We start from the raw sequence: 14,098 nt of genomic DNA, 5'->3' as shown, positions 1-14,098 counted from the left end.
TAACCAAGTAAGGTTAAACCTGTAAGTATTTTTGGCGTCTTAGAACAAAAACCTAATTATGACTAAAAAAATACTAACCAGTTTTATTCTTTTATTTACAACGCTAATTTTTGCTCAGAACGAAAAAGAAATTACAGTAAAAGGTAAAATTGTAGACGCTAGCACTCAAACACCATTAGAATACGCAACAATTGTATTTACTAGCACAACAGATGCTAGTGATGTTACAGGAGGAATAACAGATACCAAAGGTAATTACAACATTAAAGTTGCAGCAGGAACTTATAACATTTCATACGAATATATAGGCTTTAAAAAGCTAACAATCAATAACAAATCAATTACTAGCAATACAAACTTAGGTACCACTTCCCTATCTGTAGATGCAGAAACTTTAGATGAAATTGAAATCGTTGCCGAAAAAACCACTGTAGACATTAGACTTGATAAAAAAATCTACAACATTGGTAAAGATTTAACGACAGCTGGAGGAACTGTAAGTGACGCTTTAAATAATGTCCCTTCAGTTTCTGTAGATATAGAAGGTGGTATTAGTTTAAGAGGTAACGAAAATGTTAGAATTTTAATTAACGGTAAACCATCTGCACTTGCTGGTTTTGGAGACAGCAATGTGTTAAGTCAGCTTCCTGCAGAAGCAATAGAGCGTGTAGAGGTTATTACATCGCCTTCTGCTAGATATGATGCCGAAGGTACCGCTGGTATTTTAAACATTATTCTACGTCAAAAGGAAACTTTAGGTTTTAATGGTTCTATTAATTTAAACGCTGGTAATCCAGATTTAGTTGGTGTTGCTACAACATTAAACTACAGAACAGAAAAATTCAACCTATTTTCAAACATAGGTTTTAGATATTTTGACGCACCAAGAACAAGTGATAGTGACACCTATTATTTTGATTATTTAGATGAAGACGGTATTTTACAAACACCAGAATATAGACAAATTATAGAAGACCAAGATGTTACTAGGCTTAATCGTAATTATAACGGTAACATTGGTATGGAATACTTCTTATCAGATAAAACATCTTTAACAGGAAGTTTTTTCTATAGATATGGTGAAGATGCAGATTTATCAACAAATATTTCAGAACGTTATAATGGTGGTTTAGTTGAGCAAACTACAAGATACGAGCGTCAAAATGAAGAAGACAACAGCTACCAATTCGCATTAAATTACATCACTAAATTTGATGATAAAGGTCATCAATTAACTGCAGATTTTCAATATGTAATTGATAAAGAAGAGCAATTTACGTTTTTAGATGAAAATTATGATTTTACCGAAGATGCTAATCCAGAACCATTTCAAAGAGAACAAATTTATCAAACAGAAGATCAAAAAGAATATTTAGTACAAGCAGATTATGTATTACCAATTGGTGAAGATTCTAGATTTGAAGCTGGTTACCGAGGTAGTTTTCAAAATGAAGTGACAGACTATCTTTTAGAACAAGAAAACATTACAGATGGATCTTTATTTGTAAACGATACTATTACAAACGTTTTTGATTATTCAGAAAACGTAAACGCACTTTACACGCAATACGGTACCAAATTAGGTAAATTCTCTTTTTTATTAGGTCTTAGATTAGAGCATACACAATTAAAAGGAAAAATTGACTCAAGATTATCTGATCAAGAATTAAACGATGCTTTTGGTTTCCCGATTGATACAGATTTTGATAAAAACTATTTAGGTTTATTCCCAACAGTAAACTTAATTTATAATCTTGCAAAAGAAGATCAGAAAGAAGAAAGCATAACACTAGGGTACAACAGACGTATTAACAGACCACGTGGTTGGTTTATTAATCCTTTTCCTACCAGATCAAGTAGAACAAGAGTTTTTCAAGGTAACCCAAACCTAGATCCAGCATTTTCTAGCACTTTTGATTTAGGATATTTAAAACGTTGGGATAAATTAACACTGACTACATCTGTGTACTACCAACACGAAACAGATTCTTTTGAGCGTGTACAAGAAAACACCGGTAGTGTAACAACAGATGGTATTAATATTATTAGAACAATTCCTGTTAACTTATCTACAAACAAACGTACTGGAGCCGAACTTGGTGTGTTATACAACCCTGAAAAATGGTTACGTTTAAACTCTAGTATTAACTTTTTCCAATTTAATACCGAAGGAGAATTTAACGGTGTAGATTACAGCGCAAAAAACACAAGTTGGTTTGCTAGATTTAGTAGTAAAGTAACTTTACCAGCAAAAATAGATTGGCAAACAAATGCATTTTATAGAGGTGCTAGATCTGATGCACAATCTGATACAGACGGAATTTTCTCTATGGATTTAGCATTTAGTAAAGAGATTTTTAAAGATAAAGCTACTTTATCTTTAAACGTAAGAGATGTATTTAACTCAAGAAAAAGAAACTCTGTTACAACAACAGCTACAGAACGTGTAACTTCAGAATTTCAATGGAGACAACGTCAAATTACCTTATCTATGATTTACAGATTTAATCAGAAAAAAGAACGCAATAGAGGTAGCAGAAATAACAACTATAATGGAGATGATGAGTTTGAAGGATAGTTTTTAGTTAGCAGTTAGCAGTTAGCAGTTAGCAGTTAGCAGTTAGAAGTTAGAAGTTAGAAGTTAGAAGTTAGAAGTTAGCAAACTATAAAAAAGGGTTTATTAAATTGTAATAAACCCTTTTTTTATATCCTAAAATATCAATCAACTGTCATTCCGAAGAATTGAGGAATCTTATAATCTTAAATAAATAGATCCTTTACTTTCATTTCGACTGCGCTCAATGTGACAACTCTAAATGACAAAACCACTTAATATAACACATAAAAAAAAGGGAAATTCTAAAACTATTTTAGAATTTCCCTTTTTAAATATGATTAATAAAAAGCTTAAGCCTGTTGTCTTTTTGCTTTTTTCTCTTCTTTAATTTCTTTTAAACGCTCTATTAAGCTTCCTCCAATCCAATAAGGAACTACAAATGTGATTAAAAAAATCATTAACCAAAATCCTATGGTTAAGATAGTTAAAAATGCTAAAAAGCCTAAATATTGGTCAAATTCGAACATGATTACGTCTAATTACTTGTTTATTGTTACCGCAAAGATACTTATTACCTTTTTTTTAAACAACACTATCCTAAAAATTATTAACAGAGTTGTTAAGATTTTTTATTAATTTTCAGAAAGTTTGAGCATTATACCATTATGAGGTTGTCCCTTATGCTCTAAAAATATAGAGGAAATATTACTTAAGTCTCTTATTACAAATTCTCCAACAATATCTTTATTATAACTATTAATATCTAATGGTGTAATTTCAATTGTAAATTTTCGTTTAAACTTCCATTTATAAATTTCTTTTTTAGTTTCAGAATAAACAACCTGTAAATAAAAATCTTCTCTAAAATTAAATCTAACCTTATCTGCATACTTTGTTAAAGTTACTATCATTTTATCTGAAGAACTATCAACAGTTTCAAAATCTACTAATTCCCATTGTTTTAATAATATACTTATATTAGGATTGTCTTTTTTTTGAGCAAAACTAATGGTGGAGCAAAACAAAAAGATAAAGAAGATTGACCTATTTAAATTCATGATATTAAAATAAATTATTATTAAACCACAATTTCGACAAATTATTCAACATCTCAAATACAAACCCTAAAAAGTATTTATTTCTTATTAACATTCACTTAATTAAGACCTCAATTTTTTATAAATTTGTAGTCTTATTTTTATAATCAACTATACCATGGAATACAGAATAGAAAAAGATACAATGGGCGAGGTTAAAGTGCCTGCAGACAAACTTTGGGGCGCACAAACAGAACGCTCTCGTAACAATTTTAAAATTGGTGCGCCTGCATCTATGCCTTTAGAAATTGTTTACGGTTTTGCTTACCTTAAAAAAGCTGCTGCTTACACTAACTGCGAGCTTGGCGTGTTACCGGTAGAAAAACGCGACCTTATAGCTAAGGTTTGTGACGAGATTTTAGCAGGTAAACATGATGATCAGTTTCCGTTAGTGATTTGGCAAACTGGTTCTGGTACGCAATCTAACATGAATGTTAACGAGGTTATCGCTAACCGTGCGCATCAATTAGCTGGTAAAACTATTGGTGATGGCGATAAAACTATTCAACCAAATGATGATGTTAACAAATCGCAGTCGTCTAACGATACCTTCCCTACAGGAATGCACATTGCAGCTTACTCAAAAATTGTAAAAACAACCATACCTGGTGTTAAACAATTACGCAATACTTTAAAAAAGAAATCTGAAGAATTTAAAAACGTTGTAAAAATTGGTCGTACACACTTAATGGATGCAACGCCATTAACGTTAGGACAAGAGTTTTCTGGTTACGTATCTCAGTTAGATCACGGTTTAAAAGCGTTAGAAAACACGTTAGACCACTTAAAAGAATTAGCGTTAGGTGGTACAGCTGTTGGTACAGGTCTAAACACACCAAAAGGTTACGATAAACGTGTAGCAGAATATATTGCTGAATTTACAGGTTTACCATTTATCACAGCACCAAATAAGTTTGAAGCGTTAGCTGCACACGATGCAATTGTAGAAAGTCATGGCGCTTTAAAACAAATTGCTGTGTCTTTAAATAAAATTGCTAACGATATACGTATGATGGCGTCTGGACCAAGATCTGGAATTGGAGAGATTATTATTCCTGCTAACGAGCCTGGAAGTTCTATCATGCCAGGAAAAGTAAACCCAACACAATGCGAAGCTTTAACCATGGTTTGTGCGCAAGTTATGGGTAATGATGTGGCGATAACTGTTGGTGGTACACAAGGACATTACGAGCTTAACGTGTTTAAACCAGTTATGGCGGCTAATATTTTAGAGTCTGCACAATTAATTGGAGATGCTTGTGTAAGTTTTGATGTAAATTGTGCATCTGGTATAGAGCCAAACCACGCAGTGATTAAAGAATTATTAAACAATTCTTTAATGTTAGTGACTGCTTTAAACACAAAAATTGGTTATTATAAAGCTGCCGAAATTGCTAACACAGCACACAAAAACGGTACTACTTTAAAAGAAGAAGCAATTAATTTAGGTTATGTAAGCGCAGAAGATTATGACGAATGGGTAAAACCAGAAGACATGGTTGGAAGTCTTAAATAATAACTTTATATACTTTAAAAAAGGAAAACCGTTAAAAATTAACTTTTTAACGGTTTTTTTGTGTGTAAGTTAGTTATTAATATGTGTGTAGTATTATAACAATACAATTATACTTAAAACATCAAGTTTATGCATTAACATATGTTAATGGTTTAAATTATTTCTTATTCTGCTTAATTGCACAGGTGTAATACTTAAATAAGTTGCTATTTGATATTGAGGTATTAAATTATCAATATTTGGTATTTGTTTTCTTAAACTCAAATATCGCTCTGTAGCATTCATACTTAAAAGCTCTTTATGTCTTACATCGTTTTGACATATTAAATTTTCTAAATAACTAAAATGAAACTTTAATATATCAGGATGTTGTTCTCTTAAATTAATGTATTCGTTATAATTTGTAACTATTACAGTACATTTTGTTAAAGTTGCATAATAACAATCTGCCGGTATTTGTTTGATTATAGCATTAAAAGAAGTGAAAATATCTAAAGGTTTATAAATTGCTTTTGTAAATTCTTTACCTTTTTCATTTACAAAATAAGATCTACAATACCCATCAATAATAACATAAACGCTGTTAGGTATATCTCCAACATTTTCTAAAATTGTTCCAGCTTTAAGCTCTCTAACTTCTGTTATTTCTTTTAAAAGGTGCAAAGACTCATAAGAAATATCATAAAACTCACTTACATTATCTTTAAATGCTTGTATTAAGTCAGGTGTTATCATTTGATATTTTAAGGGATGTTTGATTAAAATTAGTTAATCTTGACATAGTACAAAAAAGTTTTTGAAAAATTTGACTTAGATTTAAATATTCGACAAACTGCATTATTATTGAAAAGAACGAATATTTCAATTATAAATTTTTATTAAAATATCTATCTTTGAATTTCATCTAAAAATAACCATATGTCCATATTAATTACCAACATAAAATCATTACTTCAAGTTAGAGAAAATTGTCCATCGTTTATTTCAGGTAATGACATGAAAACGCTACCTACAATAGAAGATGCATATCTCTTAATAGAAAATGATACCATTATAAGTTATGGACCAATGGAAGATGCTGCTTCCATAGAAGCAGAAACCACTATTGATGCAACTGGTAAATTTGTATTACCAACTTGGTGCGATTCTCATACACACATTGTTTACGCTGGTAATCGTGAATTAGAGTTTGTAGACCGTATTAATGGGTTGACTTACGAAGAAATTGCTAATCGTGGTGGAGGAATATTAAACAGTGCTAAAACACTTCAAAACACTTCTGAAGAAGAACTTTACAATCAATCTATTGCACGCGTTAAAACCGTTATGAAGTTAGGTACAGGCGCATTAGAAATTAAATCTGGTTACGGACTAACTCCAGAAGCAGAACTTAAAATGCTTCGTGTAATTAAACGCATAAAAAAAGAATTTCCTGTAAAAGTAAGAGCCACGTTTTTAGGAGCACATGCACTACCACAACATTATAAAAACAACAAACAAGGTTATTTAGATGAAATTATAAATGTAATGCTACCACTAATTGAAAAAGAGCAATTAGCAGACTACATTGATATTTTTTGCGAAAAAGGATATTTTGATTTAGATGATACTAAACAAATCATAGAAGCTGGTAAAAAACATCATATGGCTTCAAAAATACACGTAAATCAATTTAATGCGTTTGGAGGCGTAGCGTTAGCTGTAGAAAACAATGCTTTAAGCGTAGATCATTTAGAAGAAATGAATGATGACGACATTGAAGTTTTAAAAGGTAGTAATACCATGCCAGTTGCGTTACCGTCTTGCTCCTACTTTTTAAGTATTCCGTATACTCCTGCAAGAAAAATGATTGATGCAGGTTTACCTTTAGCTTTAGCTACAGATTATAATCCAGGATCTACACCTAGCGGAAATATGAATTTTGTAGTAAGTACAGCTTGCATAAAAATGAAAATGACACCAGAAGAAGCTATTAATGCAGCAACCATTAATGGTGCTTACGCTATGGGTATAGAGAAACAATACGGAAGTATCACCAGAGGTAAAAAAGCAAATGTAATAATCACTAAACAAATACCTAGCTACTATTATTTACCGTATTCTTTTGGAGAAAATAACATAGAAACTGTAATTATTAACGGTCAAATTATTGCATAAAAAAAAGCCCAAAATTAATATGGGCTTTTTAGTGGAATAATTAACAATATCTACATTGTTACTGAATATTATTTAAGTGTAAATTCAGAGCTAGATACCAATTCGTTTCCGTTAAATACGTTTACTTGATAGCGACCATCTTCAAAATCGTCGTCTGTATTATTACTTACAAACTCACATATATCTAAGTTTCCATTTTCGTAATTAAACTTACTAATAACACTGTAATTTAAAGTTTGTTCTCCAAAGGTTACTTGTTGGTTTGCTCCTAAAATATTGTTTTTTGGATCAATAACTTGCACGTATAACTCTTTATCTCCAGATTGTACCAACTTGTTTTTAGCAACAGTATAGCATACTCTAATTTTGTCTACACGTCTAGCTCTTTCCATAGGTACTAACTTACCATTATTACGCACTAAAACACCATATCCTTTAAGATTTACTGTATTTAAGACAGCTGCATTTTCCATAACTTCAGCTAATGCTGTATTTTGTATCATTAAAGAGTCATTAAACATTGCTCTTTCTTCAAGTTGCACTTTTGTACTATCTAAAGTCGTTGCAAGCTGCATGTTCTCTACTTTTAAACGGTCATTTTCTGTTAATAAAACATCCATTTCTTCTTGTAATGCAAGGTACTTTTGTTTATACCTCCATAAACTTTTTACGTTAGTTTCTGCAGTTTGTAAAGAATCTATAAGACCTTGTATTCTTTCTCTTGCATCTACTAAATTTTGATTAGTCACTTCGTTTTCGCTTAATGCCAAGTCGTACTTAGACTTCATTGCATTTAAGTTAGCTAATACATCATTTTTTTCTGTTTTTAATTGCTGCTCTGTTTCTTGTTTTTCGCTATATAAAGATCCAGTATAAACAGCTGTACCAATAAATAACACTAAAGCTATACCTAATGCTACTTTTAATCCTGTGCTTGCAGTGTTGTTTGCCATAATATTTAATTTTTTTAAGGGTGAAACGTTAATTCTTTTTTTTGGATAAACTTTGATTTAAAAACCTTAATTTTATTCTACAAAACTTATAAAAAGCAAATGGAAAAACTAATTTTATTAGAAAAATTAGAAGTAAACAATTTACTTAATACTCGTGATGGAGAAATAAAATTTGGTGAACAAATCAAGTTATTATCCAACGTTTCTAATATATACGACGCAATTAAATCTTTAGACGTTGACTACGTTATTTTTGGTTTACCAGAAGATGTTGGTGTATTCGCAAACCTAGGAAATACTGGCACTTACAACGCTTGGAATGCCACAATTAAAGTTTTGTTAAATATACAAAGTAACCCTTTTACAGCAGCTAATAGAGTTTTGATATTAGGACATTTAGATTTTACTGAAGAGTTAGAACAACTATCAAAACTTAAGCAAAACGATAAAAAACATTTACAAAGTGCAAGAAAATTGGTTACCGAAATTGATAAACACGTTACAGACTTAGTTTGTACAATTATTAGCGCTGGTAAAACACCTATTGCTATTGGTGGCGGACACAATAATGCTTACGGAATGATTAAAGGTACATCTTTAGGCTTAAAAAAACCGATTAATGCAATTAATTTTGATGCCCATACCGATTTTAGAAACTTAGAAGGAAGACATAGCGGAAATGGTTTTAGCTACGCATACAACGAAGGTTTTTTAAAAAAGTATTTTATTTTTGGTTTACATGAAAACTACACCTCTACTCCAATTTTCGAGAGTTTAGACACTGATAAAAAGCTAGACTACATAACCTATGAAGACATAGATGTAAGACAAAAAACATCATTTAAAAACGCTTTAAAACGAGGTAAAGACCATATTTGTAAAAATGAATTTGGAATTGAAATAGATTGCGATGCTATTATAAATATACCAAGTAGTGCAAAAACACCAAGTGGATTTAGCGTTAAAAAAACAAGACAATTTTTACATTATTTTGCAAAACGAAAACATGTAAAATATTTGCATATTTGCGAAGCTGCACCAACAAAAAAGACAGCCAATCAAGTAGGTAAATTAATTACTTATTTAATAACCGATTTTATTAAAGCAAAAAACACCAAAAATGAATAAACTAAAAATTGAATATATAAGATTAGCTCTAGCTTTTTTAGTTTTTGTTTATATAGTCACTCATCTATTTTTATACATAAATCGTATTGATTCACAATGGTTTAAAGCGTTAGCAGAATTATTTACTATACCTAGTTTAGTTTTAATTATCGCAATACCTATTTGGATGATTATTGATTTGGTAAAAAAAAATATTGCAGATAAATCAATTCTTAATTTAACTTTTTTCATTTCGTTTATAAGTTTACTACTTTTTGGATTTGCCATTATATATTTAAATTAATGACTGGAACAATTAATATTATACCATTTAATAAACTATATAGTAAAGATTTTTATAAACTAAATAAAGAATGGTTAGAAACCTATTTTTACGTAGAACCTTTAGATGAAGACGTTTTAAGCCAACCTGAAAAATATATTATTAACAAAGGTGGTTACATCTTTTTTGCAAAATTAAACGATACTGTAGTTGGTACCTATGCATTTATGCCATTAAAAGATAAAGAAGGTTTTGAACTTACAAAAATGGCTGTTTTACCAAAAATGCGAGGTCAAAAAATTGGACAAAAACTATTAAATCATGCTATAAATTTTGCTAAAGAAAATAAGTTTAAAAACTTATTGCTTTATTCTAACAGATCTTTAGAAAATGCCATTTATTTGTATAAAAAAATTGGATTTAAAGAAGTTAAGCTAGAACCAAATACACCTTACAAAAGAGCAGATATTAAAATGGAATTTAATATGAATTAATTTCATTTAAAAACTTATCTAAATAACTGCAATAATCATTGTTATTAACGCATAATACAGTTAAGGTTTCAATAATTAATGTTTGCGTTTGTAAATGTTTAGGATTGATTTTATATGCTAATTTAAACTCTGAAAAAGCACCTTTATAATCTTTAGAATACAGTCGATTTATACCTGATTCTAATAAAAAATTAAACGCAATTTTATCTTCTTTTTTTTCTAACTTTTGCTTAGCTGTAGTTATAGTTTTTGAATGTTTTAAAAACTGATTTACCATAGAAAATGAAATTGGTGTAACAATCAATAAGATTATTAATGCAATTAAAGCAACTTTTTTAGATGAAGATTTAGAATGCTGAAGCTTAAATTTTCTTTTATAGACTGGAACAGCTGTAAAAGACGGTTTTCTTTCAACAGAAAAAGGTTTACGAGGTTTCATATTATAAACCCAACTTAACATACCAAATCCCATGTATCCCATAATCTGCTTTACTTATAAGTCTGAAAATCAAAATAATTGTTACAAAAAAAGCACTCTACTTTTAGAGTGCTTTTTCAATTAAAACTAACAAATTAATTAAGCAACAACGCTTATAGTATTTTCCTCTTTTTTAACCTGTTTTTTAGTTTCAAATTGATTAGAAGTATTTTTTGCGCCACCAGCTTTTAAAGCATTATCTCCTGCGAAAAATGTTTTATGGTCGTCCCCTAAATCAGATCCAGCCATACGTTGGTGTTTTACACAAGCTACACCTTTGCGTATTTCCTGTCTTTGCACGTCTTTAACGTAAGCTAACATACCATCTTTACCAAAATAACCTTTGGTTAAATCATTCATATGCAACGCTGTAGTGTGATAAGTAGGTAATGTTATTAAATGATGAAAAACACCAGCTTCTCGTGCTGCATCCATTTGAAATGTTTTAATTTTTTGATCTGCTCTAAAAGATAATTCGGTATTATCATATTCTGCATCCATTAAATTATTACGGTCGTAAGCAGTCATGTTTTCACCTTCAGCTAACATTTCTTCATACACTTGATTTCTAAAGTTTAAAGTCCAATTAAACGATGGTGAATTATTGTAAACTAATTTAGCATTAGGCACAACATCTTTTACACGATTTACCATATGTGCTATTTGCTTTACATTTGGTGTTGGCGTTTCTATCCATAAAAGATCAGCGCCATTTTGTAAGCTAGTAATACAATCTAGCACTACTCTATCTATATTAGAGCCTTCTTTAAATTTATACAATCCGTTGGCTAATCGTACAGGTTTTACTAATTGCCCATTTCGTTTTAATAACACTTCATTTTCGGTTACGTCTTCAATATTAACTGGATTTGCATCTACAAACTCTAAATATTTAGAAGCTAAATCGCCTTTTGTTTTACTTACCGGAAGCTTTTGCGTTAATCCTGCACCTTCAGAGTCTGTTCTTGCTACAATAATTCCTTCATCAACTCCAAGCTCTAAAAATGCATATCTAACCGCATTTAATTTGGCTATAAAATCTTCATGTGGTACAGTTACTTTACCATCTTGGTGACCGCATTGTTTGGCATCAGACACTTGGTTTTCAATCTGTATCGCACATGCACCAGCTTTAATCATTTTTTTTGCTAATAAATACGTCGCTTCTTCGTTACCAAAACCAGCATCTATATCTGCTATAATTGGTACGATATGTGTTTGAAAATTATCTATTTGATCTTGTACATCTTCGCCTAATTCTAAACGTCTAAATAAATCGTTTAATTCTATCGCATCTGCTTGACGTAAAAAATCATAAATCTCTGCAATTAATGCAGGAACTGCTGTTTTTTCGTGCATAGATTGATCTGGTAATGGTCCAAATTCTGAACGTAATGCAGCTACCATCCAACCCGATAAGTATAAGTATCTTTTATTTGTTGTATTGTGGTGTTTTTTTACGGCAATCATTTTTTGTTGTGCCACAAAACCATGCCAACAACCTAAAGACTGTGTATAATTTGAAGCATCTGCATCATATTCTGCCATATCTTTTCGCATAATAGCTGCAGTATATTTTGCAATGTCTAAACCTGTTTTAAACTGGTTTTGAAACCTCATTCTTGCACCATTTTGAGCCGAAATTGCTTCCCAAGTTGTACCAAATTTTGCTTTTAAATCTTGTATTGTTTGTAAAGCAGAATTGTAATTAGTATCAAATAAATTTTTCATAATTTTGTAATAGTTATTTATTATTAATAATTGGATCCTGTTGATTGTTGCCGCAATCGCAGGATCATTTTTTTATAAGTATTTATAAGCTGGTAATGTTAAAAACTCTTCAAATTCGGTAGCAGTTACCAAAGATTTAAATAACGAAATCGCTAATTCAAATTTTGTATTTTTAATAGCATCGTCTCCTATTTCTGTGATCAATTTTTCAACTTCATCATCAAAAATATCAGTAAATAATTGGTTATTAAATACACGTCCATCTTCAAGAGTTACTTCATTTTTTAACCATTGCCAAATTTGAGTTCTAGAGATTTCTGCTGTAGCTGCATCTTCCATTAAATTATATAGCGCAACTGCGCCAAAACCACGTAGCCATGCTTCGATATAAAGAATGCCGACGTTTATGTTTTTTCTTATTCCTGCTTCGGTAACAGTTCCATTTGGGATTTCTACTAAATCTTCTTCTGTTATAGTAATATCATCTCTTGTAACATGAAGTTGATTTGGCGTTTTCATGTGTTTATCAAATTCATTCATTGCTACCTCTACCAATGCTGGATGCGCTACCCAAGTCCCATCGTGACCATTTTTTACTTCGCGTTCTTTGTCTTTTCTTACTTTTTCTAACGCTGCTTTATTAGCTGTTTCGTTATTTTTTATAGGAATTTGTGCCGCCATTCCGCCAATTGCTAAAATACCTCTTTTATGACATCTTTGGATTACTAATTTTGAATAGGCGTCCATAAATGGCGACGTCATTGTTACTTGATCGCGATTTGGTACAACAAAATTTGGATGATTTCTAAACTTTTTGATGTAAGAAAAAATGTAATCCCAACGTCCGCAATTAAGTCCGACAATATGATCTTTTAATTCGTAAATAATTTCATCTAATTGAAAACTAGCCGTAATAGTTTCGACTAAAACCGTTGCTTTAAATGTGCCAACAGGAACATTTAAATAGTTTTCGGCAAAGGTAAATACCTCATTCCACCAACGTGCTTCTAAATAATGTTCTAATTTTGGCAGATAAAAATAAGGCGCAGTACCTTGTTCTAGCATTGTTTTGGTGTTATGAAACACATACAAACCAAAATCTACTAAACTTCCAGACGCTTCTTGATCATTAAATAAAAGATGTCTTTCGTTCAAATGCAATCCTCTTGGACGCACTAGTAATACTGCTGTTTTATCGTTTAATTTATAAGTTTTATTACGTTTACTATCGTGTAAAATAATAGTCTTATTATTAGCATCTAATAAATTTTGCTGACCTTCGATTGAGTTTTTCCAACTTGGCGCGTTACTATCTTCTAAATCTGCCATAAAGGTTTTTGCGCCAGAGTTTAATGCATTAATAATCATCTTTCTATCTACTGGACCAGTAATTTCTACGCGTCTATCTTGTAAATCTTCCGGAATTGCATTTGCTGTCCAATCACCTTCTCTTATGGCTTTAGTCTCTCTAGGAAATTCTGGAAATTTACCTTGGTCAAACACCTTTTGTTGTTCTACACGTCTGGACAATAATTGTAATCTATTAGAATTAAACTTTTCGTGTAAAGCAGAAAGAAACTCTAAAGCTTCATCGGTTAAAATTTCTGGGTAATACTGTTTTACCGCTTTAGAAAATTGTACTGTTGGTAATTTTAATGTGCTGTATTCCATGACGTTTTGTATTTATAAAGCAATATTAAAACAAACTTTTTAAAAAAACAAGCG

The 14,098-nt window shown here is 30.8% G+C and carries 13 protein-coding genes; 6 read left to right on the top strand and 7 right to left on the bottom strand.

Features of this window, described 5'->3' with window-relative positions; translation table 11 throughout:
• The first annotated feature begins 58 nt into the window (after positions 1-58).
• On the top strand, positions 59-2,578 hold the full coding sequence (locus H574_RS0101775; protein ID WP_027878900.1) for a TonB-dependent receptor domain-containing protein: 2,520 nt from the start codon (positions 59-61) through the stop codon (positions 2,576-2,578).
• A gap of 329 nt (positions 2,579-2,907) precedes the next feature.
• Here H574_RS0101775 and H574_RS14720 read toward each other — a convergent pair whose 3' ends face one another.
• Positions 2,908-3,084 carry a hypothetical protein gene (locus tag H574_RS14720; RefSeq protein WP_027878899.1) on the bottom strand — a complete coding sequence of 59 codons (177 nt, stop codon included), beginning with the start codon at positions 3,082-3,084 and terminating at the stop codon, positions 2,908-2,910.
• Positions 3,085-3,189: 105 nt separating this feature from the next.
• Positions 3,190-3,615 carry a hypothetical protein gene (locus H574_RS0101765; protein WP_155912554.1) on the bottom strand — a complete coding sequence of 142 codons (426 nt, stop codon included), beginning with the start codon at positions 3,613-3,615 and terminating at the stop codon, positions 3,190-3,192.
• Between the two features lie 157 nt (positions 3,616-3,772).
• Here H574_RS0101765 and fumC point away from each other — a divergent pair, with 157 nt between their 5' ends.
• On the top strand, positions 3,773-5,170 hold the full coding sequence (fumC, locus tag H574_RS0101760) for a class II fumarate hydratase (RefSeq protein ID WP_027878897.1): 1,398 nt from the start codon (positions 3,773-3,775) through the stop codon (positions 5,168-5,170).
• A gap of 144 nt (positions 5,171-5,314) precedes the next feature.
• On the opposite strand, the gene H574_RS14330 is transcribed toward fumC, so the two are convergent.
• Positions 5,315-5,905, bottom strand: coding sequence for a Crp/Fnr family transcriptional regulator (locus tag H574_RS14330; RefSeq protein ID WP_027878896.1), 591 nt, complete (start codon positions 5,903-5,905; stop codon positions 5,315-5,317).
• Positions 5,906-6,088: 183 nt separating this feature from the next.
• Here H574_RS14330 and hutI point away from each other — a divergent pair, with 183 nt between their 5' ends.
• Complete coding sequence (gene hutI / locus H574_RS0101750) at positions 6,089-7,327, top strand: imidazolonepropionase (RefSeq protein ID WP_027878895.1); 1,239 nt, start codon at positions 6,089-6,091, stop codon at positions 7,325-7,327.
• 68 nt (positions 7,328-7,395) lie between these two features.
• On the opposite strand, the gene H574_RS0101745 is transcribed toward hutI, so the two are convergent.
• Complete coding sequence (locus tag H574_RS0101745) at positions 7,396-8,280, bottom strand: hypothetical protein (RefSeq protein WP_027878894.1); 885 nt, start codon at positions 8,278-8,280, stop codon at positions 7,396-7,398.
• A 99-nt stretch (positions 8,281-8,379) separates the two neighbouring features.
• Here H574_RS0101745 and H574_RS0101740 point away from each other — a divergent pair, with 99 nt between their 5' ends.
• The 3 genes from H574_RS0101740 to H574_RS0101730 are packed head-to-tail and all read left to right on the top strand — an operon-like array spanning position 8,380 to position 10,164.
• The gene (locus H574_RS0101740; protein ID WP_027878893.1) at positions 8,380-9,408 is read left to right on the top strand and encodes a formimidoylglutamase; all 1,029 of its coding nucleotides are present in this window, start codon (positions 8,380-8,382) and stop codon (positions 9,406-9,408) included.
• Complete coding sequence (locus tag H574_RS0101735; RefSeq protein ID WP_027878892.1) at positions 9,401-9,691, top strand: hypothetical protein; 291 nt, start codon at positions 9,401-9,403, stop codon at positions 9,689-9,691. Before H574_RS0101740 ends, H574_RS0101735 begins: the two co-directional genes overlap by 8 nt.
• Positions 9,691-10,164, top strand: a complete 474-nt coding sequence (locus H574_RS0101730; RefSeq protein ID WP_036226903.1) for a GNAT family N-acetyltransferase — start codon at positions 9,691-9,693, stop codon at positions 10,162-10,164. The genes H574_RS0101735 and H574_RS0101730 overlap by 1 nt, the downstream gene beginning before the upstream one ends.
• On the opposite strand, the gene H574_RS0101725 is transcribed toward H574_RS0101730, so the two are convergent.
• The 3 genes from H574_RS0101725 to aceB form a co-directional block, all read right to left on the bottom strand.
• Positions 10,151-10,645 carry a hypothetical protein gene (locus H574_RS0101725; protein ID WP_027878890.1) on the bottom strand — a complete coding sequence of 165 codons (495 nt, stop codon included), beginning with the start codon at positions 10,643-10,645 and terminating at the stop codon, positions 10,151-10,153. The genes H574_RS0101730 and H574_RS0101725 overlap by 14 nt on opposite strands.
• A 96-nt stretch (positions 10,646-10,741) precedes the next feature.
• Positions 10,742-12,373 (bottom strand): isocitrate lyase, encoded by a 1,632-nt coding sequence (locus H574_RS0101720; RefSeq protein WP_027878889.1) that lies wholly within the window; start codon positions 12,371-12,373, stop codon positions 10,742-10,744.
• A gap of 72 nt (positions 12,374-12,445) precedes the next feature.
• Complete coding sequence (aceB, locus tag H574_RS0101715; protein WP_027878888.1) at positions 12,446-14,044, bottom strand: malate synthase A; 1,599 nt, start codon at positions 14,042-14,044, stop codon at positions 12,446-12,448.
• Between the last annotated feature and the right edge of the window lie 54 nt (positions 14,045-14,098).

Origin of the sequence: Mesoflavibacter zeaxanthinifaciens DSM 18436 (assembly GCF_000422365.1) — a bacterium.
In the GTDB taxonomy this organism is placed as follows: Bacteria; Bacteroidota; Bacteroidia; order Flavobacteriales; family Flavobacteriaceae; genus Mesoflavibacter; species Mesoflavibacter zeaxanthinifaciens.
This window is presented reverse-complemented; position numbering and strand designations above follow the sequence as displayed.

Bases quoted from the DNA above. Each gene is read 5' to 3' on its own strand.
- H574_RS0101735 (WP_027878892.1), top strand. From the start codon at position 9,401: ATGAATAAACTAAAAATTGAATATATAAGATTAGCTCTAGCTTTTTTA.
- H574_RS0101740 (WP_027878893.1), top strand. From the start codon at position 8,380: ATGGAAAAACTAATTTTATTAGAAAAATTAGAAGTAAACAATTTACTT.
- H574_RS0101725 (WP_027878890.1), bottom strand. From the start codon at position 10,645: ATGGGATACATGGGATTTGGTATGTTAAGTTGGGTTTATAATATGAAA.
- H574_RS0101745 (WP_027878894.1), bottom strand. From the start codon at position 8,280: ATGGCAAACAACACTGCAAGCACAGGATTAAAAGTAGCATTAGGTATA.
- H574_RS14330 (WP_027878896.1), bottom strand. From the start codon at position 5,905: ATGATAACACCTGACTTAATACAAGCATTTAAAGATAATGTAAGTGAG.
- aceB (WP_027878888.1), bottom strand. From the start codon at position 14,044: ATGGAATACAGCACATTAAAATTACCAACAGTACAATTTTCTAAAGCG.
- hutI (WP_027878895.1), top strand. From the start codon at position 6,089: ATGTCCATATTAATTACCAACATAAAATCATTACTTCAAGTTAGAGAA.
- H574_RS0101720 (WP_027878889.1), bottom strand. From the start codon at position 12,373: ATGAAAAATTTATTTGATACTAATTACAATTCTGCTTTACAAACAATA.
- H574_RS0101765 (WP_155912554.1), bottom strand. From the start codon at position 3,615: ATGAATTTAAATAGGTCAATCTTCTTTATCTTTTTGTTTTGCTCCACC.
- H574_RS0101730 (WP_036226903.1), top strand. From the start codon at position 9,691: ATGACTGGAACAATTAATATTATACCATTTAATAAACTATATAGTAAA.
- H574_RS14720 (WP_027878899.1), bottom strand. From the start codon at position 3,084: ATGTTCGAATTTGACCAATATTTAGGCTTTTTAGCATTTTTAACTATC.
- fumC (WP_027878897.1), top strand. From the start codon at position 3,773: ATGGAATACAGAATAGAAAAAGATACAATGGGCGAGGTTAAAGTGCCT.
- H574_RS0101775 (WP_027878900.1), top strand. From the start codon at position 59: ATGACTAAAAAAATACTAACCAGTTTTATTCTTTTATTTACAACGCTA.